Annotated in this window: 17 protein-coding genes and 1 pseudogene; 9 read left to right on the plus strand and 9 right to left on the minus strand. The window is 50.0% G+C overall.

Annotated features, from left to right (window positions below):
* Positions 1-64: 64 nt before the first annotated feature.
* The gene (locus Q1A54_RS02800) at positions 65-1,228 is read right to left on the minus strand and encodes a zinc-dependent alcohol dehydrogenase (RefSeq protein ID WP_299984902.1); all 1,164 of its coding nucleotides are present in this window, start codon (positions 1,226-1,228) and stop codon (positions 65-67) included.
* 163 nt (positions 1,229-1,391) lie between these two features.
* Between Q1A54_RS02800 and Q1A54_RS02805 the strand changes: the two genes are divergently transcribed.
* Entirely contained in the window at positions 1,392-2,270 is an 879-nt protein-coding gene (locus tag Q1A54_RS02805) for a GNAT family N-acetyltransferase (RefSeq protein ID WP_299984904.1), read from the plus strand.
* A gap of 78 nt (positions 2,271-2,348) precedes the next feature.
* A pseudogene (locus tag Q1A54_RS02810) lies at positions 2,349-2,684 on the plus strand (multidrug efflux SMR transporter); the annotation flags it as partial.
* Here the strand turns inward: Q1A54_RS02810 and Q1A54_RS02815 are convergent.
* The 5 genes from Q1A54_RS02815 to rsfS all read right to left on the minus strand — a co-directional run bounded on the left by Q1A54_RS02815 (position 2,681) and on the right by rsfS (position 7,506).
* Positions 2,681-3,520, minus strand: coding sequence for a hypothetical protein (locus Q1A54_RS02815; protein WP_299984908.1), 840 nt, complete (start codon positions 3,518-3,520; stop codon positions 2,681-2,683). The pseudogene Q1A54_RS02810 and the gene Q1A54_RS02815 sit on opposite strands and share 4 nt — an antisense overlap.
* Entirely contained in the window at positions 3,510-4,280 is a 771-nt protein-coding gene (locus tag Q1A54_RS02820) for a UDP-2,3-diacylglucosamine diphosphatase (RefSeq protein WP_299984910.1), read from the minus strand. The genes Q1A54_RS02815 and Q1A54_RS02820 overlap by 11 nt, the downstream gene beginning before the upstream one ends.
* Entirely contained in the window at positions 4,264-4,971 is a 708-nt protein-coding gene (locus Q1A54_RS02825; RefSeq protein WP_230391905.1) for an LUD domain-containing protein, read from the minus strand. Before Q1A54_RS02825 ends, Q1A54_RS02820 begins: the two co-directional genes overlap by 17 nt.
* Positions 4,925-7,060, minus strand: coding sequence for an ATP-dependent zinc metalloprotease FtsH (gene ftsH / locus Q1A54_RS02830; RefSeq protein WP_196114256.1), 2,136 nt, complete (start codon positions 7,058-7,060; stop codon positions 4,925-4,927). Before ftsH ends, Q1A54_RS02825 begins: the two co-directional genes overlap by 47 nt.
* Positions 7,061-7,131: 71 nt before the next feature.
* On the minus strand, positions 7,132-7,506 hold the full coding sequence (gene rsfS / locus Q1A54_RS02835) for a ribosome silencing factor (protein WP_076420729.1): 375 nt from the start codon (positions 7,504-7,506) through the stop codon (positions 7,132-7,134).
* 49 nt (positions 7,507-7,555) lie between these two features.
* Here rsfS and Q1A54_RS02840 point away from each other — a divergent pair, with 49 nt between their 5' ends.
* The gene (locus Q1A54_RS02840) at positions 7,556-8,305 is read left to right on the plus strand and encodes a biotin--[acetyl-CoA-carboxylase] ligase (RefSeq protein ID WP_299984915.1); all 750 of its coding nucleotides are present in this window, start codon (positions 7,556-7,558) and stop codon (positions 8,303-8,305) included.
* Here the strand turns inward: Q1A54_RS02840 and Q1A54_RS02845 are convergent.
* Positions 8,298-8,891: a YceI family protein gene (locus tag Q1A54_RS02845; protein WP_196114258.1), complete on the minus strand. Its 594-nt coding sequence runs from the start codon at positions 8,889-8,891 to the stop codon at positions 8,298-8,300. The two genes, Q1A54_RS02840 and Q1A54_RS02845, sit on opposite strands and share 8 nt — an antisense overlap.
* 814 nt (positions 8,892-9,705) lie before the next feature.
* On the opposite strand from Q1A54_RS02845, the gene Q1A54_RS02850 reads away from it, so the two are divergent.
* The 4 genes from Q1A54_RS02850 to rlmB all read left to right on the plus strand — a co-directional run bounded on the left by Q1A54_RS02850 (position 9,706) and on the right by rlmB (position 15,512).
* On the plus strand, positions 9,706-10,257 hold the full coding sequence (locus Q1A54_RS02850; RefSeq protein ID WP_299984917.1) for a T9SS type A sorting domain-containing protein: 552 nt from the start codon (positions 9,706-9,708) through the stop codon (positions 10,255-10,257).
* 129 nt (positions 10,258-10,386) lie between these two features.
* Positions 10,387-13,341, plus strand: coding sequence for a DUF2723 domain-containing protein (locus tag Q1A54_RS02855; protein WP_299984919.1), 2,955 nt, complete (start codon positions 10,387-10,389; stop codon positions 13,339-13,341).
* Between the two features lie 90 nt (positions 13,342-13,431).
* Positions 13,432-14,694, plus strand: coding sequence for a GWxTD domain-containing protein (locus Q1A54_RS02860; protein WP_299984921.1), 1,263 nt, complete (start codon positions 13,432-13,434; stop codon positions 14,692-14,694).
* The gene (gene rlmB / locus Q1A54_RS02865; RefSeq protein ID WP_299984923.1) at positions 14,667-15,512 is read left to right on the plus strand and encodes a 23S rRNA (guanosine(2251)-2'-O)-methyltransferase RlmB; all 846 of its coding nucleotides are present in this window, start codon (positions 14,667-14,669) and stop codon (positions 15,510-15,512) included. The genes Q1A54_RS02860 and rlmB overlap by 28 nt, the downstream gene beginning before the upstream one ends.
* Before the next feature lie 99 nt (positions 15,513-15,611).
* Here the strand turns inward: rlmB and Q1A54_RS02870 are convergent, their stop codons facing one another.
* Both Q1A54_RS02870 and Q1A54_RS02875 read right to left on the minus strand, forming a co-directional pair.
* Entirely contained in the window at positions 15,612-16,688 is a 1,077-nt protein-coding gene (locus tag Q1A54_RS02870; protein ID WP_007654362.1) for a mannose-1-phosphate guanylyltransferase, read from the minus strand.
* A 2-nt stretch (positions 16,689-16,690) separates the two neighbouring features.
* Positions 16,691-17,662: a KpsF/GutQ family sugar-phosphate isomerase gene (locus Q1A54_RS02875; protein WP_196114262.1), complete on the minus strand. Its 972-nt coding sequence runs from the start codon at positions 17,660-17,662 to the stop codon at positions 16,691-16,693.
* 67 nt (positions 17,663-17,729) lie between these two features.
* Between Q1A54_RS02875 and recQ the strand changes: the two genes are divergently transcribed.
* Together recQ and purD are read left to right on the plus strand one after the other, a co-directional pair.
* The gene (gene recQ / locus Q1A54_RS02880; RefSeq protein WP_196114263.1) at positions 17,730-19,910 is read left to right on the plus strand and encodes a DNA helicase RecQ; all 2,181 of its coding nucleotides are present in this window, start codon (positions 17,730-17,732) and stop codon (positions 19,908-19,910) included.
* A 221-nt stretch (positions 19,911-20,131) separates the two neighbouring features.
* A complete protein-coding gene (purD, locus tag Q1A54_RS02885; RefSeq protein WP_196114264.1) occupies positions 20,132-21,424 on the plus strand; it encodes a phosphoribosylamine--glycine ligase in 1,293 nt (430 codons plus the stop codon).
* Positions 21,425-21,450: the final 26 nt, after the last annotated feature.

Genomic DNA, 21,450 nt, shown 5'->3' on the forward strand with positions numbered 1-21,450 from the left:
AGCCAGCCTTACGCCAACTTCCTGCTTATACCTTGTTTCGTTCCTGCGTTTGTTTTAGTCCCTTTTACGGCTTCAACACCACCTTCACACAGTTGTCTTCTTTTTTATTGAAGATGTCGTACATGCGGGAGGCTTCTGCCAGCGGAACGGTATGTGTGATAATGTCGTCGAGCTTCACTTTGCCATCCTGTACTATTGAAATGAGGTTATCAATGTAGCGGTGTACCCAGGCCTGACCGCCACGTAGAGTGAGGCCTTTGTCAAACCACTTGTAGAGCGGAAAGTTGTTGTAAGGCGAACCGTACACACCAACTACCGTCACAGTACCGGCACGTCGCACAGCGTCCATGCAGTTTTCTAGCACCTTCATGGTGCCTTTCTCCATTTGTACTACGTTCATGGCTTTTTCCAACACGGTACGGTCGGCTTCCATACCTACGGCATCGACGCACACATCGGCACCATAGCCACCGGTCATCTCACGGATTACCTGCACCGCATCAACTTCCGAAGCGTTGATCACTTCTACATTAGCTGATTTGCGGGCCATTTCCAGGCGGTATGGTTGTATGTCGATACCAATCACACGCTTGGCGCCTTGCAGCCAGGCCGATTTCATGGCCATGATACCAACTGGGCCACATCCCCATACGGCTACTGTTTCTCCGCCTTTCAGTTGTGCCCAGTCAATGGCAGCCCAGCCAGTCGGAAATATATCAGTCAGGAAAAGCACCTGCTCATCTGTGAGATTGTCCGGCACTTTGCGTGGTCCGTAATCGGCATAAGGGACGCGCACGTATTCTGCCTGTCCGCCATTGTAGCCGCCGTAGATGTCGGTATAGCCAAACAAAGCTGCACCGGCACCTTTGGCCATCACAATTTCGCCTTCAGGGCCATAATGATCTGGATTGGAGTTTTCGCAGTGCGTGGGCAGCTGCATGTTGCAGAAGTGGCAGGTGCCGCAGGAGATGGGAAATGGCACTACCACGCGATCACCTTTCTTGAGGTTCTTTACGCCTGTTCCGACTTCTTCTACAATGCCCATAAACTCATGCCCCATGACCATATCGCGGAGTTGAGGCACCATGCCGTTGTATATGTGTAGGTCAGAGCCGCATATGGCTGTGGATGTTACACGAAGGATACAGTCGCGGGCATCTTCAAGTCGCGGATCGTCGATGGTCTCTACCTGTATGTCCTTCATTTTGTGGAATACTGCTGCTTTCATAGTTTATTTAGTAAATGTGTTACAAGTGTTGTGTAGCCGTTTGTACTTTACAGTACTCAAGTTTAACGGTTAGCTGTTGCAGTGGGTTTTTGCAGGTATGAGTCTGCTACCTATCTGATGCGTGCGCCGTATAGTCTTGCAAGTTGTATCTTGGGCCAAAAAAATGGAGATGTCTGATCGCTATACCTTCTCGTTTCTGCGTGAGCAGGATATTCCGGTACTGTACGACACGTTTGTGGCGGCCTTTGCCGATTATATTGTACCGATCAAAATAACACTCAAGGAGTTTGTCATGAAGTTTAAGCGGGAAGGTATAGAAGCAACTTTCTGCGTAGGGGCTTTTTACGATGGGCAGCTGGTGGGCTTTATACTGACGGGACTGGGAGAGTGGCAGGGCAAACCAACCGCCTATAATGCGGGGACTGGCGTTATACCTGCGCACCGGGGACATCAGCTAACAAAACAGCTGTATGACTTTCTATTGCCCAAGCTGCGCGAAAGTGGCATAGAACAGTGCCTGCTGGAAGTGATTGACGGGAATGCGGCTGCTTTTAAGGTGTACCGATCCATCGGTTTTGAAGCATCCCGTGCTCTGGACTGTTTTCGAAGCCCTGTAGGAGAGCTGTTGCTTTCGAGCGAAGAACCAATGCCTGCTGTTGAGATAAAACAGGCATCGAAGCCAAAATGGAGAGCCTATACTGCACTATATGAAAGCAGGCCGAGCTGGCAAAATACCATGGAGTCTTTCCGTAGAAGTCCTGATGAAAAACTGGTGATAGAAGCTTATTCAGAAGAACTGCTAATAGGTTATGTGGCTTTCTTCCCCCGCACAGGTGCTGTTGCCCAACTGGCAGTGCAAAAGGGCTACCGCGATCAAGGAATAGCGAAGGCTCTTGTGAGAGAAGCGGTGAAGCGTACTATAGCGCCAGCGCTTTTGTTTCTAAACGTAGACAAAACCTGCTCCTCCCTGACTGCTTTTTTGGAACGGATTCATCTCAAGCGCTTCCTTACACAGCACGAGATGCTGCTGCCTCTGCAATAAGTATGGCTATCCCCTTTAATCTGGCTAATTTGCATCTGATTTTTCACTGATAGGGGCTTCAAAGCCTTTTCAAAACAAAACGATATGAGTGCTGCTTGGTTTTACCTGATTCTGGCAGGTATCTGCGAAATTGGATGGGCCTTCGGGCTAAAGTATAGCGAGGGTTTTACAAAGCCTGTGGTGAGCGTTGTGACGGTCATCGTCATGATCCTGAGTTTTGTGTTGTTGGCACAAGCCATGAAATCACTGCCGCTGGGTACGGCTTACGCCATCTGGACAGGTATAGGAGCAGCAGGTACAGCCATTCTGGGGATGTTTTTCCTGAACGAACCCAAAGACCTGATGCGGATACTCTGTCTGTTGATGATCGTGGCGGGTGTAGTCGGGCTAAAATACTTTGCCGAGAGCAACTAACGGCTCATGCGGTATACGTCGGCCTGCTCTTTGGTGAACAGGTATAGCGTATCGTCGCTGATCAGGGTAGAGAGATAGTTTTTGTCAGCTGGGAGTGGGAGCACACGCTCCTGCAGTTTGTAGAGGTCAAAGAAATGCAGGGTGTTGTCTTTCACGAAGTATAACTCGTTCCCCTTAAAGGCGATGTAGGAAACACCCGTAAAAGGCAGCTTCTTTTTGTAATTGCCCAGGTTATCGAACACATACACGCCGCCGTTGTAGTCGAGCAGGTATACCATGTTCTGGTACTCGCGGATAAAGCGCACATCGAAACGTGCCTTGTCTAGAATCAAATCAAGTGGAGTTTCAATGATAGGCTTTTGGTAGCGCAGGTCCAGTTTGCTGAGCGTGAAGTCTGACTCGTTGAATAGCCAGAAGCTATCGTCGGAGGTGAGGGTGGCTGCCTGCACGTTGCCCATATAGCCTAGGTCAGTCAGGCGGGTGTTAGCAATGGGACGCATAAAGCGGTCGAGCAGCATCAGCTCCTGTCTGTCTTCATAAAACAGAAAGACCTTCATCGGGTTCCAGGCTTCGACAGCTGTGATGCGGCCCCGGCTAGGAGGTGAGAAAGTATTGGAAGGTTTACCGGTTGAGTCAAGCATAAACAGGCTACGACCCGTGTCCATCAGGTATACGCTGCCGTTTCGGTCAATTGACACCGTGGCAGGAGAGGAGATAGGAAAACTATGGCTAAAGGTGAGCGTAACCGACGAATCAGGCTGCTGCGCTGTGGCAGGTATAGTCAGGACTAGCAGCAGCAGGTATAAGGCTGCGCTCAGGTATAGCCTATTTTTCAAAATACTCCAGTTTAAGGTCCTTGCCGTCATATACGCCGTAAGAGCAAAAATTGACCCATTCTCCGAGGTTCACGTAGCGGCTGTTTCCGTTGATGGGCATGTCGAGTGGCAGGTGGCGATGCCCAAACACGTAAAAATCGTGATGCTGCTTATTTTCGACCTCTTTGCAGTACTGCACCAGCCATTCTTCTTCACCAAAAAACTTTTCATCATCCTTGGTATTGCTGATGCGGCTCCTGCGCGACCACATGTTGGCGATGCCTATACCTGCGTTGGGGTGCAGGCGGGCAAACATCCACTGACAGGCCTTGTTATTGAACACCTTCTTGAGCACTTTGTAAGTATGATCGCCCGGTCCAAGACCGTCACCATGCCCGATGTAGAATTTATGTCCGCCTAAATTAGTTGAAATAGGCTCCCGGATGATCGGGATGTTGAGCTCGTCCGGGAAGTAGTCGAACATCCACATGTCATGGTTCCCCGTGAAAAAAAGCACGGGTATACCTGCGTCAGTCAACTCGGCCAGCTTACCCTGCAACCGGATAAAGCCCTTCGGTATAGCGTGACGGTACTCGAACCAAAAGTCAAAGATATCGCCTAGCAACAGGATAGCCGCCGCGTCGTGCTTGACAGAATCGAGCCAGCGTACGATCTTTTTCTCACGCGCACGACTCTGCTCAGCGTTGGGAACACCCAGGTGAAAATCAGAGGCGAAGTATACTTTCTGGCCGGGAGCCAGTTCGTCAATGCGGAAGGTCATCTATCAGGAAAAGTACGAGCTGTTTTGGGCCGTGGGCGCCCATTACCAATGTTTTTTCGATATCGGCGGTGCGGCTCGGGCCACTTACCAGCGATACCATGGAGGGAAAGTTTTCCTTATACTTATCGCGCACCCGCTGCAAACCATCTTTGATGTCAGGCACCAGTTGGCTGGCCTTAGCCACGACCATGTGCGTTTCAGGGTATATGCTCAGGCGTCTTCCACCGGCATTACCTGAACTCACCAGAATGCTGCCTGTGCGAGTAATCAATGCCTCGCAGGTGGTCAGGCTGGCCTGGGCTTTTTGTATAAAATCCTCTTCGGAAGAAGTAAAATCTATACCTGCCTGGTAAAGGATGTTCTGTAGATTAGGCTCCCATACGTGCAGGTACTCAATCTGCTGTTCTCTTTTCAAATTGAAAAGCTGATCGAAGAAGTCCTCCTCGTCTTCGCAATACACAAAAAGGCCACTATTAGCGATGAAAGCCTGCGCAAAGGCAATTGAATGGTCTTCTGCCAGTGGCTGGTGCAGCGGTGAGCTGAAGTCTGGGGTAGGAGGCAGAAAAGGCGCCGACTTAGCCAGCGCCTCTCTTACTCTTCTCAATACAATTTCTTTCGATTTTGCTTCGTACATGCCTGTGTTATCAAGCTGTTCTGGAATTGATGTTGTCGTTCGGATCAGCAGAAGCATCGTTTTGGATCGGGGTTCCAGGCACACTTCCCTGTCCGTTCTGTTCAGGGTGCTCTGTCTGTCCTACTTCGATCGGATGCTGCTCCTGGTTCACTTCGCTCTTCGTTTTGCTGCGGTCCGTACCGGCAGTGTGTGCCTGGTAGGTAGTCAGCGCATCAAAAGGACGCTTACCAACCAAACGTTCCAAGTCGCTCTGGAACAGGATCTCTTTCTGCAATAGCTCCTGTGCTACTATTTCCAGTTCTCTTGCCTTATCCGTCAGCAGTTGCTTGGTGCGGATATAAGCTGACTCGATGATGTTGCGCACTTCGTTGTCAATTGTTTCGGCAGTTGCCTCAGAGTATGGTTTGTTGAAAGCCATATCTGTCTGCTTCGAATCGTAGAACGACACGTTGCCTATCTTCGAGTTCATGCCATACATCGTCACGATGCTGTAGGCCATCTTGGTGATACGCTCCAGGTCACTCAGGGCGCCTGTCGAGATCTTGCCAAATACCAGCTCTTCAGCGGCACGTCCACCCAGGGCCATGCACATCTCGTCGATCAACTGTTCAGTGGTATACAGGAACTGCTCTTTTGGCAAGTACTGTGCATATCCCAATGCGGCTACACCACGTGGAACAATACTCACTTTCACCAACGGATCGGCGTGCTCCAGGAACCAGCCTGCAATTGCGTGACCGGCTTCGTGGTAAGCAACAATCTTCTTCTCTTCAGGAGAGATGATTTTGTTCTTCTTCTCCAAACCACCGATCACGCGGTCGATGGCATCGTTGAAGTCTGCCTGGTCAACTGCTTTTTTGTTGCGACGGGCGGCAATCAAAGCAGCCTCGTTACACACGTTGGCAATTTCGGCACCGGCAAAACCAGGTGTCTGGGCTGCCAGCTTACGGGCATCTACATCAGCAGACAGGGTAAGCGGCTTCAAGTGTACATCAAAGATCTCGGTACGGCCGTTGATATCCGGCTTGTCAATGCTGATCTGACGGTCAAAACGTCCCGGACGAAGCAGGGCCGAGTCCAGAGTGTCTGGGCGGTTGGTCGCTGCCAGGATAATTACACCTGAGTCAGTCGCAAAACCATCCATCTCAACCAGGAGAGAGTTCAGCGTATTCTCACGTTCGTCGTTGCCACCTGGTGTAGCGCCACGGCTACGGTGACGGCCAATGGCGTCAATCTCGTCAATGAAGATGATACATGGTGCTTTGGCTTTGGCCTGCTTGAACAGGTCACGCACACGGGCTGCACCCACACCTACGAACATCTCCACAAAGTCAGAACCTGACAGCGAGAAGAACGGCACGTCAGCTTCACCAGCCACTGCCTTCGCAAGCAAGGTTTTACCTGTACCAGGAGGGCCTACAAGTAGAGCGCCTTTCGGGATTTTACCACCTAGGATCGTGAATTTGCTTGGGTTCTTAAGGAACTCCACGATCTCCTGAATCTCTTCTTTCGCCTCTTCCAGGCCTGCCACGTCCTTAAACGTGATCTTTACCTTGTTCTCAGCGTCAAACAGCGCGGCTTTGGACTTGCCGATGTTGAAGATCTGACCACCTGCGCCACCCGCTGTTACACGGCGCATCAGGAACCAGAAACCGAACAGCAACAAGATCAGGAAGCCCCATTGGAAGAAGAAGTCGGCAAAGCCGGTGCGTGTCTCAATGGTATAAGGCACACGGTTCTCGCGCGGGATGTTAGCCTGCAGCTTTTCGTAATCTTCCTTGAAAGACTCTGCTGTGATGATAGTGAAGTGGTAATGCGGACCCTGGTCCATACTGCCTAAGGTGCCACGACTGGACAGCTCACGGCTGTACTTTTCGTTCTGCAAGGCATCTTCCTTCAGGTATACCTCTACCACTTTGCCGTTCACGATGGTCAGTTTATTCACATCGTTGCTCAGCAGCATCTCCTCAAAGTTCTGCTGGGTGGTTTCTACAGAGGCATTGCTCTTGTTGAGCCAGGTGAGTCCGAAAATAAGCAGGATTAGTACCGCCAGCATCCACAGCTGCATTGTAGGCCGTGGAGGGGTTGGAGGTATCATCGGCTTCTTCTTCTTATTGTTATTTCCTTTATTATTCTTTTCAGCCATGAATATGTTGTTTCAGGATACATGAAATACAGAGAGCTGCCCGGTTTTGTTTTAGGGAGCCCCTGCTAAGCTTAGGCATCTTCAATACGGCGGATGCCTGCGTCGCCCCACAGCTCTTCTAAAGCGTAAAACTCACGTTTGTCTTTCAGAAATACATGCACTACCACGTCCACGTAATCAAGCAGGACCCACTCTTTGTTGGTGCGTCCCTCACTTTGCCACGGGTTCTGGCGTGTTGCTTTGTATATTTCTTCTTCGATAGACGATGCAATAGCGTCCAGCTGTGTGTCTGATGAAGCAGATGCGATTACAAAGTAATCAGATACGGCATTTTTGAGTGACTTCAGGTTAAGAACGACGATATCGCTCGCTTTCTTTTCCTGCATGCCTTTTACTACAAGCTCTGCCAATATGTCTGAATTGGCCTCAGCCTTGGTTTCTTTCATTTGTACTACTTAAATTTGATTTACAAAAGTACTAAATTCTGTTTAATCTATGTTGCCTAATACGCTGTTTATGGGCCAGCAGCTGTTTTTTCTGCCGGTTTGTAAATCCACCAACTCAGAGGCCCAGCAGCTACTCCTCAAAAATGAAGCCACAGAGGGTTGTGTGGTGCTTACTGACGAGCAGACGCATGGTCGCGGTCAGCGGGGCAATACCTGGGAGGCAGCTCCCGGTAAAAATATCACACTTTCTGTAATTCTGTCACCTGTTTTTCTGGCTGTCAGGCACCAGTTTTACCTCAATATGGCGGTATCGCTGGCAGTGCTTGACCTGTTGCGCGAACAGGGACTGGGGCATGCCCGTGTCAAGTGGCCCAACGACCTTTATTTTGAGGACAGGAAGCTTGGCGGGATTCTGATTGAAAATACAGTTACTAGTCAATCCATACAACACAGTATTGTCGGGATTGGTTTAAACGTAAATCAGCTTCATTTCGGAATCGGCACGGCCACTTCGCTGGCAGCCGAGGTAGGTACGCAACTTGATGTGAAAAGATTGGTGAACAGGCTGCTCGAGCTGCTCGAAAAACGATACCTGGAGCTTCGTAGTGGCAGAACAGACAAGTTGAAGTATGAGTACTTGCAGGCTTTGTACCGCTACCAGGAAGAGCATGGCTATCTGGTTGGAGCTGAGCAGGTGCAGGGGAGGATCATGGGTGTGGATGAAGATGGTCGTCTAGCCTTGCAGATTGAAGGCGAACTGCGTTACTTCGGTTTCAAAGAAGTCGCTTACATTATTTGATGCTGAGTTTTTTGGCGGCTGCGATCTGCTGCGGATCAGGGGTAGTGGGCGAGAGGGGCATCTTGAGCGAAACGTTCATGGTGCTGGCGCCATAGCCTGAACTTAGTTTTGGCGCTTGTATGTGATGGTCAGCTAGTTTGACCGGGAAGTCGGTCAGCAGTTGCCAAGTGTTTCCGCTCTGAACGAGTGTGCCTGTGATGGTTCTTTTCTTTGCAACACCATGGATGGTCAGAGTGCCTGTAGCAGTTACTTTCGCTTCCCCCTTGGCTGAAATGGGGCCTTTGTCTATAATTCTTCCTACAAATGTAGCCTTCTGGTAGCGACTGCTCTGCATGTACTTGTCATTGAAGCGCTCCTGCATGAGGGAGTTGAGAAACCTGAAAGAGGTGATGGGAACGTCAAATCTGAATTTGCCTGTCTCAAGATCAATCAGGCCATTGGCGGACTCAGATGTGCCCTTGATCAGGCTAAGTGGTGCACCAGCCTCAAACACGATAGTGCCGATGCCTTTATAGGTCCCTGTCTGGGCTTGTGTCTGTGGGATCATCCCATACAGGATGCATACAAATAGGAGTAGCTTTTTCATACATGTCTTGTCCTCTCTTCGGTTAAGCTTTCCTTATATTTATTTAACTAATCTGAGCAGAGATGGTTGAGCTCATTCACTAAAAATAGTGGTCCATTTCTTAATGTTTTTTCTGTTCAATCGTCCATATTTCTCACCGACTTTGTTTTTTAAATCAGTGCCATTAGGTGTAGTTGTTCAACCAGGTCCAAGGCGCACGTAGCGTCTTCACAAACTGTTTTTGTTAAAAATATAGGGCTAGTTAATACCATGCTGGGCATGGGGATTAGTTCAAAATATTGTTTGTTTTTAATGTAACGGGGTGGTGGTTGCTGAGTTGCACATTTTATAGATATATCCATATTGTTCAATTGATTTCCTTTTATCGTTATAAATTTAATTTGGCTTTGTAAGGTTGGTTTTTAGACATCACTTATCAAGTGATACCTTATTGAAGGTGGTTGATTAATATAGTATAATTGTAATATCGTTATTGGGGTTTGTGATGGAGCAGGAAGATGTTTATTGTTCAATTCAGGTCATCATAACACAAGGCATTTGGAAGCTAAGTGGCAGGATGTGATGCAACCCTTAGCCTTGATATAGGGTCATGGTTGTGCAAAGAGTATGGTAAGGCATGGTTCTTGATATTGAATGTGCAGAGCCAAAATAGAAAAAAACAGGGGTAAAGCTTTTTCTATAGTATGCTGTATTTTTAATTAGATTTTTTCTATTTACTATATTTTGGTATATCTTTGACATCCTGCCAGCTAGTGGCCAGGACCTTTAGAAAAGCGAGGTGTGATATATGAGAACTTTTACAAAAATGATAATAATGGCTGTTTTTGCGGTAACGCATTTAGCAGCATACAGTGTAATGGCCGACGGTCGCTTGAAGGAGGCTGGTGTATTGCCCGTGAATACTGGGGGTGCCTCAGCCTGGAAAGCCATACCAGAGAAGAAAGCCGAGGCGAATGTGCGTGCTGAGAATGCCAGAACTGCTTCGTGGGTTAAGAACTATACTGCAAACAAGAACAGGGGTTTATACCTGACTGAAACGGCTTATGCTGGTTCTTCACAGTTTGTGATCAGCTCTTACATGGCTTTTATGCCAGCGCCAGAGCGTCAGACCCCTTCAATCAATGCCTACCCGAACCCTTCGCGTGGCATCACCCGTGTGTCGCTGTCGCAGGTGGGTATGGCCGAAAACTACAAACTGAAGATATCGAATACGATCGGTAAGGTGATGGAAACGCACGAGCTGCCGGTAACGCACTCTAATGTGTTCATTCTCGATATGACAGGATACCCAGCCGGGGTGTATTTTTATAGCCTGCTCGTGAACGATAAGACGGTGGAAACGAAGCGTTTGATCCTACAGAAATAAAAGGGAGCTATACCCGTTATAATAGCAAAAGCCAGTTGAGAGACTGGCTTTTTTTTATTGCTGACTCGCCAAAGGTGCGCAGGCACCAATTTATTTAGTATTTTCGACGCTGAATATTTTAGAATTGCTATGACGGATTATCGCAAGATAAACAACCTCGTAGGCTGGCTCGTGTTTTTGATCGCGACGGCCGTTTATGTATTGACGCTGGAACCTACCGCCAGTTTCTGGGATGCGGGCGAATTCATCGCCTGTTCTTACAAGCTCTTAGTGCCGCACCCTCCGGGGGCACCTTTCTACCTGCTGGTAGGCCGCATCTTCTCCATGTTTGCCAGCGACCCAACCCAGGTGGCCTGGTGGGTAAACCTGCTATCCGCTCTGAGTAGCTCATTCACAGTTCTGTTCCTGTTCTGGTCCATCACCATCCTGTCACGCCGGTTGCTGGTGAAGCAGGAGGGAGTAGCGCCTACCAAAGGCCAGACGGTGCTGATCATGGGTGCTGGTGCCGTTGGCGCACTCGCCTATACTTTCACCGATTCAGCCTGGTTCTCAGCAGTTGAGGCAGAGGTATACGCCATGTCGTCATTCTTCACGGCCATTGTGTTCTGGGCTATGCTGCGTTGGGAATCCAAGGTGGGTGAGTCGCTGTCAGACAAGTGGTTGATTCTGATTGCCTACCTGATAGGTCTCTCGATTGGTGCCCACTTGCTGAACCTGGTAGCTATACCTGCGTTGGCCTTCATCTATTATTTCCGCCTGTACAGACCAACCTGGAAGGGTGGCGTGATCGCCTTCCTAATCAGTGCCGTGATTGTGATCGCAATTTTGTGGGGTATCATACCTGGTTTGCCATCGCTGGCGGGTAACGTAGAGGTGTTCTTCGTAAATTCACTGGGCCTGCCTTTCGGTTCAGGCATCATTTTCTTTGTGATCCTGCTGGTAGCAGCCATCATCTATGGTATACACTACTCTATTGAGCATAACATTCGGGTGCTGAACACAGCCATTCTGTGCTTCACTTTCATCCTGATCGGCTACTCTTCTTACATGATGATTCCGATCCGCTCTTCTTATAACCCAACCATTGACGAAAACGACCCGCAGGATATCCTGAGCTTTGTGTCATACCTGAAGCGTGAGCAGTACGGTGACCGTCCGTTGCTTTACGGGCCGCAGTACAATGCGCAGCCGGTTTCACAGGAAGAGGGGGCGCCACGTTACGTGAAAGGCAAGGATAAATATGTGGTAACCGGCCGCAAGCTGGAGACTGTATATGACAGCAAAGACAAGACACTCCTGCCGCGTATCTACAGTGACAATCCGCAGCACCTGCAGGAGTATAAGAAGTGGGTAGACCTCCGGGAGGGGCAGGCACCTACGTTTGGCCAGAACCTGAGCTTCCTGCTTCGCTACCAGTTGGGCCACATGTACTGGCGCTACTTCCTATGGAACTTCGTAGGGCGTGAAAGTGATGTGCAGCAGGCCGGCGTACTATGGTTCGGCAAACCAACTGATGGCGTGCCTGACCGGGTAGCCAACAGCAAGGCGCGTAACACCTTCTATTTGCTGCCACTTGTTTTCGGTATCATCGGTTTGATATTCCAGATACGTAAGAATGAGCGCGATGCCTTTATCGTAGGCTTGCTCTTCTTCTTTACAGGTATAGCCATTGCCCTATACCTGAACCAGCCACCAATAGAGCCGCGTGAGCGTGACTATACCTTTGCTGGCTCGTTCTACGCCTTCTCGATCTGGATCGGTTTGGGTGTGCTGGGTATAGCCGAGCTGCTAAACCGCGGCCTGCGCAATGTAACGACCAGTGGCGCCATTGCCACCGTCATCGGCCTGGCAGTACCAGGTATACTGGCCGCTGAAGGCTGGGACGACCATGACCGCTCCAACCGCTACCACTCAGTAGACTCTGCTAAAAACCTGCTGGATTCAGTGGCGCCTAACGGCATCCTGTTTACTAACGGTGACAACGATACCTTCCCGCTATGGTATGCACAGGAAGTAGAAGGTTACCGTACCGATGTGCGTGTGGCCGTACTTAGCTACCTGAACACTGATTGGTACATCGACCAGATGAAGCGCCAGGCTTATGAGTCGGATCCGTGGCCGCTGTCGCTTGAGAACGAGAACTATCGCCAGGGTACGAATGACTACCTCCCTTATGTAGAGCGGCAGCAGGTAGCGGCAGGTATAGACCTGAAGCAGTTTGTGAGCCTGATCCGCCAGAACCACCCGGCACTGCAGGTGCAGGCAGGTAGCGGCAGTACGCTGCTGAGCTTCCCTACCAAAAACTTCTTCCTGAATGTTGATACCGAAAAGGTTGCACAGGCAGGTTTTGTGGCCAACGATTACCAGGATCAGATCTCGGACCGTATGCAGTGGACCATCAACAAGTCACTGCTCGAGAAGAAGCACATGATCATACTGGACCTGCTGGCCACAAACGAGTGGAACCGTCCTGTTTACTTCTCCACTACGGTGAACAGCGCTGACTTTATGGGACTTTCCGAATACTTCCAGCTGGAGGGTCTCGCTTATCGCGTGGTACCTGTGAAAGTGAGCAGCGAGGATATGCCGGGCTTCCTGAACAAGGAGTTGATGTACAAGAATATGATGAACTTCAAATTCCGCAACTTCAACGATCCGAGCATCTTCTATGACGAGAACTACTTCCGCTTCGCAGCCAATGCCCGCGATAAGTTTGGTAAACTGGCCGCGGAGTATCTGATGAGCGGTGACAATGCCCGTGCTAAAGAGATTGTGGACTACTGCTTTGAGCAGCTGCCGCCAAGCACGATCCCTTACGACTACTATACGCCGCAGTTTGTCTCTATCATGGCCGATCTGGGCGAAGAGGAGCGTGCAAGAAGTCTGTGGGAGGACATGGCCAAAAATTCACGTGAGTCAGTGGATTACTACCTGGAAAAAGGTGCTCTGTTCGACATGGAGATACAAACGAACCTGTTTATCATGCAGCAGCTTATAGGCGAGGCGCAGGCCATCGGCGAAGAGCAGAAGGCAAAAGAACTGCAGGATGTGTTTGTGCAATATTTGCAACGCATGCGCCGTTAAACAAAATAGAGAGTTAAACAGTACAAAAGCCGAACCCGTTTCTGTGTTCGGCTTTTGCTATTTTCGGGTGCCTGCTTTATCTTCAAGCTAATGAAACAGATAAGTCTTCTTACCTGCCTGTCAGTCCTGCTGCTCCTCTCTTCTTGCGGCAGCTCCGACATTGCCTATGCGCCAATGTACCGTGATACCGCACCTGTTGCCCCCAGAGCTGAACAGCCCGAGGTGGTGCTGCAGCACGGCTACTACAGCACCCCCGATAGTTTGCACCTGATCCTTCGGTTTGATGAGCTTCGGCAGCTGCTCGACCTGACACAGGCAGCTGACCGCGTGGACTTCACCATCCGCTCAGGCAGTACCGAACGGGACATGCTCCTGCTGCGCGACACCGTACAGGTGCTGCCGCAGTACAAGGTGTTGTCGAACGGAACACTGGAGGTGCCGGTAACTATACCTGCCCGCTATGTGGCGGCGGGCAATACGATGCAGGTGCGGCTCTGGATGAAGCTGGCCGGGCAGGAGCGCCTCGGTATATCTCACCGACTGGCACTGCGACCCGACATGCTGCGAAAAGATTTTATGCTACTGCATGTACGCACAAATGCTCCGGTATTGCGAGGTTTTGCCACTGCTTCTGACAGCCTATACCTGTGGCAGCACAGCGATACCAGCGGTACGGCCACGTTCACGGTACAACAAACAAACTACACGCTGCAGCCTGCCCTGCCTCCGATGTCAACACGAGCAGAGAGCTTACCTGAAGTGCCTCAGGCGACGGGAGGTACGAAGCCATTGGCTGTGTTGGATACCTTTCAATTAGAACAGGAAGGGCTATACCTGTTGCGCACTGCATCAGGTGCTACACAAGGACTGGTGGTGCAGGGAGGTACTTACCCGCTGGTCACCCGGGTGCAGGATATGATCACCCCACTGATTTACCTGACCACATCAACTGAGCGGGAAGCACTTTACAGCGCCCAGGATCAGAAAGCCGCCGTGGATAGCTTCTGGTTGAAAATAGCCAAAGACAAGAAACTGGCCCGTGAGCTTATCCGGGCCTACTATACCCGCGTCGAGACAGCCAACAAGCTCTATACCTCCTTTAAGCCTGGCTGGGCCACTGACCGTGGTATGATCTACATCATTTATGGCAAGCCCCATAACGTGAGCACCAGCCCCGATGCAGAAACCTGGATCTACCGTGAATCAGAGGCTACACCATACGTCAAGTTCGTATTTACGAAAAAAGAGAATAACTTTACCGAAAATCACTTTGAGCTGGTACGGAATCGTGAATACGAGGAGAACTGGTACAGCACTGTAGCAAGATGGAGAGCAGGAATAATAAATTTGTAGGTGGCAACCGCTATAGCGGCCCCAGAACTCCGAAGGAGGATAAAATGGAAATGATCTTTGGTCTCAGACCTATCATCGAGGCCATGCTGGCCGGAAAGGTGCTGGAGAAGATCTTTGTACAGAAGGGCGCCCGCAATGCCAATGTGGATGAACTGCTTGACCTGGCCAAAAAGCATGACATACCTGTCGCCAGCGTACCGATTGAGAAGCTAAACAACCTGACTCGCAAAAATCACCAGGGAGCGGTTGCCTTGATCTCCGCGATCACCTACATGCCGCTGGATGAGATCGTGACCTCGCTTTTTGAAAAAGGCAAGAGCCCGCTGCTGCTTATACTTGACCGTATCACAGACGTGCGTAACTTCGGGTCTATTGCCCGTAACGCAGAGTGTATGGGAGTAGATGCGATCGTTATACCTAGCAGGGGAGGCGCCCAGATCAATGCCGATGCGATCAAAACCTCGGCCGGAGCCCTGCACCTGGTGCCTGTCTGTCGTGAGCAGAATCTGAAGAATACGATCGATTATCTGAAAGACTACGGGGTGCAGATTGTAGCCTGCACAGAAAAGACAGAGCATAACCTGAACGATAATACAGTTGACTTTGTAGGCCCGACCGCCATTATCATGGGTAGCGAGGAAGACGGTATATCGCCGGAATACCTCAAGCGTGCTGATGCCAAGCTGCGCATTCCATTACTAGGGCAGATCGGATCGCTGAATGTATCCGTGGCAACAGGCATTATTCTGTACGAAGCCATGAGCCAGCGCCTGCGCGATACAGGCTACTCTAACCTGAATACCTTTGAGCCGAGATAAGGTGTCTTAGCAGAAGTCAATAAAGAAGGGGAACGCTGTTGCAGCGTTCCCCTTCTTGTTACTTTATCCATACCTGAGCAGGTATAAAAGTTTAGTCTGTTAGATATACTCAGCGCCTTTTTTGGATTTGGCATCCGACATAAACTCCTTTACTTTCTGCTCTTCGTCCAGGCGGCAGATCATCAGCACGTTGTCGTGCTCGGCCACAATGTAGCCTTCCAGCCCTTGTAGCACCACCAGGCGTTCCTTAGGAGTTTTGATGATACAGTTTTTAGTATCGTAGAGCATCACATCGCCATCCACTACGTTACCGGTCTCATCTTTCTCGTTAATGGTATAGAGCGAGTTCCAGGTGCCCAGGTCCGACCAGCCAATATCGGCCAGCACCACATACACATTGTCCACCTTCTCCATGATGCCATAGTCGATCGAGATGTTACGGCAATGGGAGTAAGCTTTCACGATGAAGTTAGGTTCTTCCGGCGTATGCATATAAGAAGCGCCTTCTTCAAACACTTCGCTTATTTCAGGCAGGTATTGTTTGAAGGCCCTCATGATACTCTGCACATTCCAGATAAAAATACCGGAGTTCCATACAAAGTCGCCGCTGTTGAGGAACATCTGTGCCAGCTCCAGGTTCGGCTTTTCTGTAAAGGTTTTTACCTTTTTGATACCCTGTGACTCACCGTCGATGTACTGGATATAGCCGTAGCCTGTGTCAGGGCGGCTTGGGGTGATGCCAAGTGTGATGAGCACGTCATCGCTGTCGGCGGCTTCCACAGCCTCTTTAATGACCTTGGTAAAGGCGTCCTGCTTCAGTACCACGTGGTCCGAAGGCGTCACGATGAGGTTAGCATTCGGGTTGATCTGCGCTATTTTGTACGAAGCGTAAGCGATACAGGGAGCAGTGTTGCGACCGATCGGCTCGAGCAGGATCTGGTTGTCGCTCAGCTGCGGCAGCTGCTCTTTTACCAGGTTTTCGTAGTCGCGGTTCGTCACCACGTATACGTTTTCGGGTGGGCAGATGTCCTTGAAACGGTTCATGGTCATCTGGAGCATGCTTTCGCCTACGCCAAGTACATCATGAAACTGCTTTGGGAAATCGGTACGACTGAATGGCCAGAAGCGGCTACCGATGCCGCCTGCCATGATAACCACATAAGTGTTTTCGTTCATGTCTATATAAGTCCTTCTTTCAGCAAATCGTGGAGGTGCACAAAGCCCTCGAATTTGCCTGATTTAGTGACAATAAGTTGCGTGATGTTTTTTTGCTGCATGATAGCCAACGCTTCAGCCGCATAGGTTTCGGGCTCTATGGAGAGGGGAGATGCCGTCATGATATCTGAAGCGCGTATACCGTCTATTGAATCATATTTGTTCAGCATACGGCGTAAATCGCCATCAGTTATAATTCCCACCAATTCTTCTGTTCCTTCTTTTACCACAGCAGTGGCACCCAGCCTTTTAGAGGAAATTTCGATGATGATATCCTTCAGCGCGGCGTTTTCCAAAACCTGTGGCGCCATGTTCTGGCGGAAGATATCATCTACCTTCAGGTAGAGGCGCTTGCCCAGTGAGCCGCCCGGATGCAACGTGGCAAAGTCGGCGCTGCTGAAGCCGCGGGCCTCCAGCAGGCTCACCGCCAGGGCATCGCCGAGCGCCAGCGCAGCCGTTGTGCTGGTTGTAGGGGCCAGGTTGTGTGGGCAGGCTTCGCGCTCTACAGAGGCGTTCAGCACGAAGTCAGCGCTCTGGGCCAGGTATGAATCTGTGCTCGAAACAAGTGCCGCCAATTGGGCACCTTTGCGTTTGAGCAAAGGAACAAGTACCTTTATCTCAGGCGTGTTACCGCTCTTGGAGATACAGATTACAAAATCGTCGGGCTGGATCATGCCCAGGTCACCGTGGATGGCGTCGGCAGCATGCATAAAGAGAGCCGGGGTTCCGGTGGAGTTGAGGGTAGCAACGATCTTGCCGGCGATGTTGGCACTCTTGCCTATACCTGTCACTACGACACGCCCTTTGATGTTCAGAATGGCTTTGACGCAATTTTCAAAGCCTTCGTCGATAAAATCCGCCAGTCTGGCGATAGCTTCAGCCTCATCGGCCAATACTTTTTTTGCTGTAAGGGCTATATTATTAAGAAGATTCAATTTAAATTTGTGTTAAAGGTATCCTAAGGGGATACGTTGCTTTACAGTTAAATTTCTGATTTATTACATGTCTACCAAACAGGAGATCAATCTCAAAAACAAATTAAAGGAAGTTTTTGGGTATAATCAATTTAGGGGGAATCAGGAGTTGATAATAAACAATATTATCAACGGAAAGAACACCTTTGTGATTATGCCGACCGGTGCTGGCAAGTCGTTGTGCTACCAACTGCCTGCCCTATCGCTGCCGGGAACTGCCATCGTTATTTCGCCGCTGATCGCCCTGATGAAAAATCAGGTGGATCAACTGAACGCTTTCGGGGTGAATGCCCATTTCCTGAACTCCACACTTTCAAAGTCGGAGATCAACAAAGTGAAGAAGGAAACCCTGGCCGGTGAAGTGAAGCTGCTCTATGTAGCGCCGGAATCACTGACCAAAGAAGAAACAGTTGAGTTTCTGCGTGCATCTAATATCTCCTTTGTAGCCATAGACGAGGCCCACTGTATTTCAGAGTGGGGACACGACTTCCGTCCGGAGTACCGTCGCATCCGGGGCATCATCGACCAGATCGGCAACCTGCCGATCATCGCCCTGACGGCAACGGCCACTCCTAAGGTACAACTCGACATCCAGCGCAACCTGCAAATGGACGAGGCCTCGGTGTTCAAATCGTCATTTAACCGTACGAACCTGTACTACGAGGTGCGCCCCAAGCACAACACCAAGAAGCAGGTTATCCAGTACGTGAAGAAGAATAAAGGCAAAAGCGGTGTGATTTACTGCCTGAGCCGTAAGAAAGTAGAAGAGATCGCGGAACTGCTTCGCGTGAATGATATCAAAGCACTGCCTTACCATGCCGGTCTGGACTCCCATATACGCATGGCCAACCAGGATGCCTTCCTGAACGAGGAAGCCGACGTGATTGTGGCAACCATCGCCTTCGGTATGGGCATCGACAAGCCGGATGTGCGTTTTGTCATCCACTACGACACGCCAAAATCCATTGAAGGCTACTACCAGGAGACAGGCCGCGCCGGCCGTGACGGTCTGGAAGGTAACTGCATCATGTTCTATAGCTACGATGACATCATCAAGCTGGAGAAGTTCAACAAAGACAAGCCGGTAACAGAGCGCGACAACTCCAAGCTATTGCTGCAGGAAATGGCCGCCTATGCCGACTCAGCCGTGTGCCGCCGTAAGCAATTGCTGCACTACTTTGGAGAGGCCTACGAAAAAGACTGTGGCTTCTGCGACAACTGTCTGCATCCGAAAGAACGCTTTGAGGCACAGAACGAAGTGTTGCTGGCCCTTAAGACGATACAGCAGACAGGAGAGCGCTTCAGCATCGATCACAACACAGCCGTACTGACAGGCTTGCGCAACCAACACGTAACAAGCTACGAGCACGATCAACTAGAAGTGTTTGGTGCCGGCAAGGAGCACGACGCCCAGTTCTGGAGCTCAGTGCTGCGCCAAGTGTTGCTGTCAGAGTACCTCGAGAAAGACATCGAGCAGTTTGGTATTGTAAAGCTTACGCAAAAGGGCTTGAACTTTATCTCGAATCCGCACCCGATCCAGCTGACCAAAGACCATGATTATGAGCAGGAGGTAAAAGCAGACGAGGAGAAAGAGGAAACGCAAGCCTCAGCCGGGCACGATGAAGTGCTGTTCGATATGCTGAAGAACCTGCGCAAGAAGCTGGCAAAAGAGAAAGGATTGCCGCCGTACGTGCTGTTCCAGGACCCATCCATTAAAGAGATGGCGACCGTGTACCCAACCACCAAAGAGGACCTGGCGCACATTGCCGGCGTAGGTATGGGCAAGGTACAGAAGTTCGGCAAGCCGTTCTTGGACATGATCACCAAGTATGTAGAGGATAACGATATTGTGACGGCTGCTGACGTAGTGGTGAAAACCACTGTGAACAAGTCGAAGATCAAGATCTATATCATCCAGCAGATAGACAAGAAGGTGGATCTGGAAGAGATTGCTTCTTCCAAAGACCTGACCATGCAGGAGCTGATCGAAGAGATTGAGCACATTTGCTATTCAGGTACGAAGCTCAACCTGAATTACTACATCGACAATATTCTGGATGATGAGCGTCAGGATGAAATATACGACTACTTTATGAACGCCAGCACCGACAATATCGCGGTGGCTCTCAAGGAGCTTGGTACAGACGATTACAGCGAAGAGGATGTACGCCTGATGCGCATCAAGTTCCTGTCGGAGTATGCTAACTAAATTGTTGATTGCCTAGTGTGGCGATCAGCAAGAAGAATATTTAGTGTGGAGAGACCGTTGTATTTTACAGCGGTCTTTTCGTTTTAATAGTGCATATACAGTCGAGAAAAGTAAAAACGATGAATTGTGCTGCACTGCGCATTATAAATTTATAACTTCGCAACAATGCTTTTGGTAACGCTGAGAGCAGCAATTAATAACCAGCAACTAGCAATTAGACTATGAACGTATTGATTATAGGATCTGGCGCAAGAGAACATGCACTTGCCTGGAAACTAAGCCAGAGCCCATACGCCGAGCAGATATTTGTTGCACCCGGAAACGCGGGCACGGACGAGTTTCACACCAGCTGCGCTATCGATATTCACAACTTCGATGAGGTGGCTAAGTTTGTGACGGACTTCAACATCATGATGGTAGTAGTTGGTCCGGAAAATACCCTGGTAGAAGGCATACATGATTACTTTCAGGAGAAGGATTTTCTGCGCGATGTGCTGGTGGTGGGCCCTAAGAAGCTGGGTGCCATGCTGGAGGGCAGCAAAGATTTCTGCAAGGCCTTTCTGCAGAAGAACAACATCCCGACAGCACGTTACGAGACCTTTACGGAAGCAAATTACCGCGATGCCGTGGAGTATCTGCGTACGCACAGCTACCCTGTGGTGCTTAAGGCCGATGGTCTGGCGGCTGGAAAAGGTGTGATTATCGCACAAACTTTCGAAGAAGCCATCGATAGCCTGGAGGCCATGCTGCGTAACCACAAGTTCGGTAAGGCAGGCAGCAAAGTGGTGATCGAGGAATACCTGAAAGGTATAGAGGTATCGGTATTTATCCTGACCGATGGCAAAGAGTATGTACTGCTCCCAGAGGCGAAAGACTATAAGCGCATAGGGGAAGGCGATGCAGGTCTGAACACAGGAGGTATGGGTGCTATTTCACCTGTGCCGTTTGCCGACGAAACTTTCATGCAGAAAGTACGCGACCGTGTGATCGAACCAACTATCCGCGGTATGCAAGCCGATAACCTGGATTATACCGGCTTCCTGTTCATCGGTCTGATGAACGTGAACGGAGAGCCTTACGTGATCGAGTACAACGTGCGCCTGGGCGACCCGGAAACAGAGGCTATTCTGCCGCGCATTAAGTCAGACCTGTTTGAGCTGTTCCTGGCCCTGCACGATCATAAACTAGGTAACTTTAAACTGGAAATAGATCCACGCACTGCTGCCACTGTATTCCTGGTATCTGGCGGTTATCCGGAAGGCTTCGACAAAGGGAAAGAGATCTCAGGTCTGGGACAGGTAGATTCCGACACCCTGGTGTTCCACGCCGGCACCAAGCGGGTAGATGATAAGATCGTGAACAATGGTGGCCGTGTGATTGCGGTAACTGGATTAGGCAACACCATGGAAGAAGCGCTGGCGAAAGCCAACAAGGCAGCTGAAGCGATCAACTGGACTGACCGCTATTATCGCCGTGATATAGGATTCGATTTGGCAAAGCAGCCTATGCACTAGGCTGACTATACCTGATAAAAACAAAG

Source organism: uncultured Pontibacter sp. (assembly GCF_947502515.1).
In the GTDB taxonomy this organism is placed as follows: Bacteria; Bacteroidota; Bacteroidia; order Cytophagales; family Hymenobacteraceae; genus Pontibacter.

Coding starts and splice junctions, on each gene's coding strand:
- Q1A54_RS02855 (WP_299984919.1), top strand. CDS start 10,387: ATGACGGATTATCGCAAGATAAACAACCTCGTAGGCTGGCTCGTGTTT.
- ftsH (WP_196114256.1), bottom strand. CDS start 7,060: ATGGCTGAAAAGAATAATAAAGGAAATAACAATAAGAAGAAGAAGCCG.
- Q1A54_RS02860 (WP_299984921.1), top strand. CDS start 13,432: ATGAAACAGATAAGTCTTCTTACCTGCCTGTCAGTCCTGCTGCTCCTC.
- Q1A54_RS02870 (WP_007654362.1), bottom strand. CDS start 16,688: ATGAACGAAAACACTTATGTGGTTATCATGGCAGGCGGCATCGGTAGC.
- rsfS (WP_076420729.1), bottom strand. CDS start 7,506: ATGAAAGAAACCAAGGCTGAGGCCAATTCAGACATATTGGCAGAGCTT.
- Q1A54_RS02820 (WP_299984910.1), bottom strand. CDS start 4,280: ATGACCTTCCGCATTGACGAACTGGCTCCCGGCCAGAAAGTATACTTC.
- Q1A54_RS02825 (WP_230391905.1), bottom strand. CDS start 4,971: ATGCTTCTGCTGATCCGAACGACAACATCAATTCCAGAACAGCTTGAT.
- purD (WP_196114264.1), top strand. CDS start 20,132: ATGAACGTATTGATTATAGGATCTGGCGCAAGAGAACATGCACTTGCC.
- rlmB (WP_299984923.1), top strand. CDS start 14,667: ATGGAGAGCAGGAATAATAAATTTGTAGGTGGCAACCGCTATAGCGGC.
- recQ (WP_196114263.1), top strand. CDS start 17,730: ATGTCTACCAAACAGGAGATCAATCTCAAAAACAAATTAAAGGAAGTT.
- Q1A54_RS02805 (WP_299984904.1), top strand. CDS start 1,392: ATGGAGATGTCTGATCGCTATACCTTCTCGTTTCTGCGTGAGCAGGAT.
- Q1A54_RS02850 (WP_299984917.1), top strand. CDS start 9,706: ATGGCTGTTTTTGCGGTAACGCATTTAGCAGCATACAGTGTAATGGCC.
- Q1A54_RS02800 (WP_299984902.1), bottom strand. CDS start 1,228: ATGAAAGCAGCAGTATTCCACAAAATGAAGGACATACAGGTAGAGACC.
- Q1A54_RS02840 (WP_299984915.1), top strand. CDS start 7,556: ATGTTGCCTAATACGCTGTTTATGGGCCAGCAGCTGTTTTTTCTGCCG.
- Q1A54_RS02845 (WP_196114258.1), bottom strand. CDS start 8,891: ATGAAAAAGCTACTCCTATTTGTATGCATCCTGTATGGGATGATCCCA.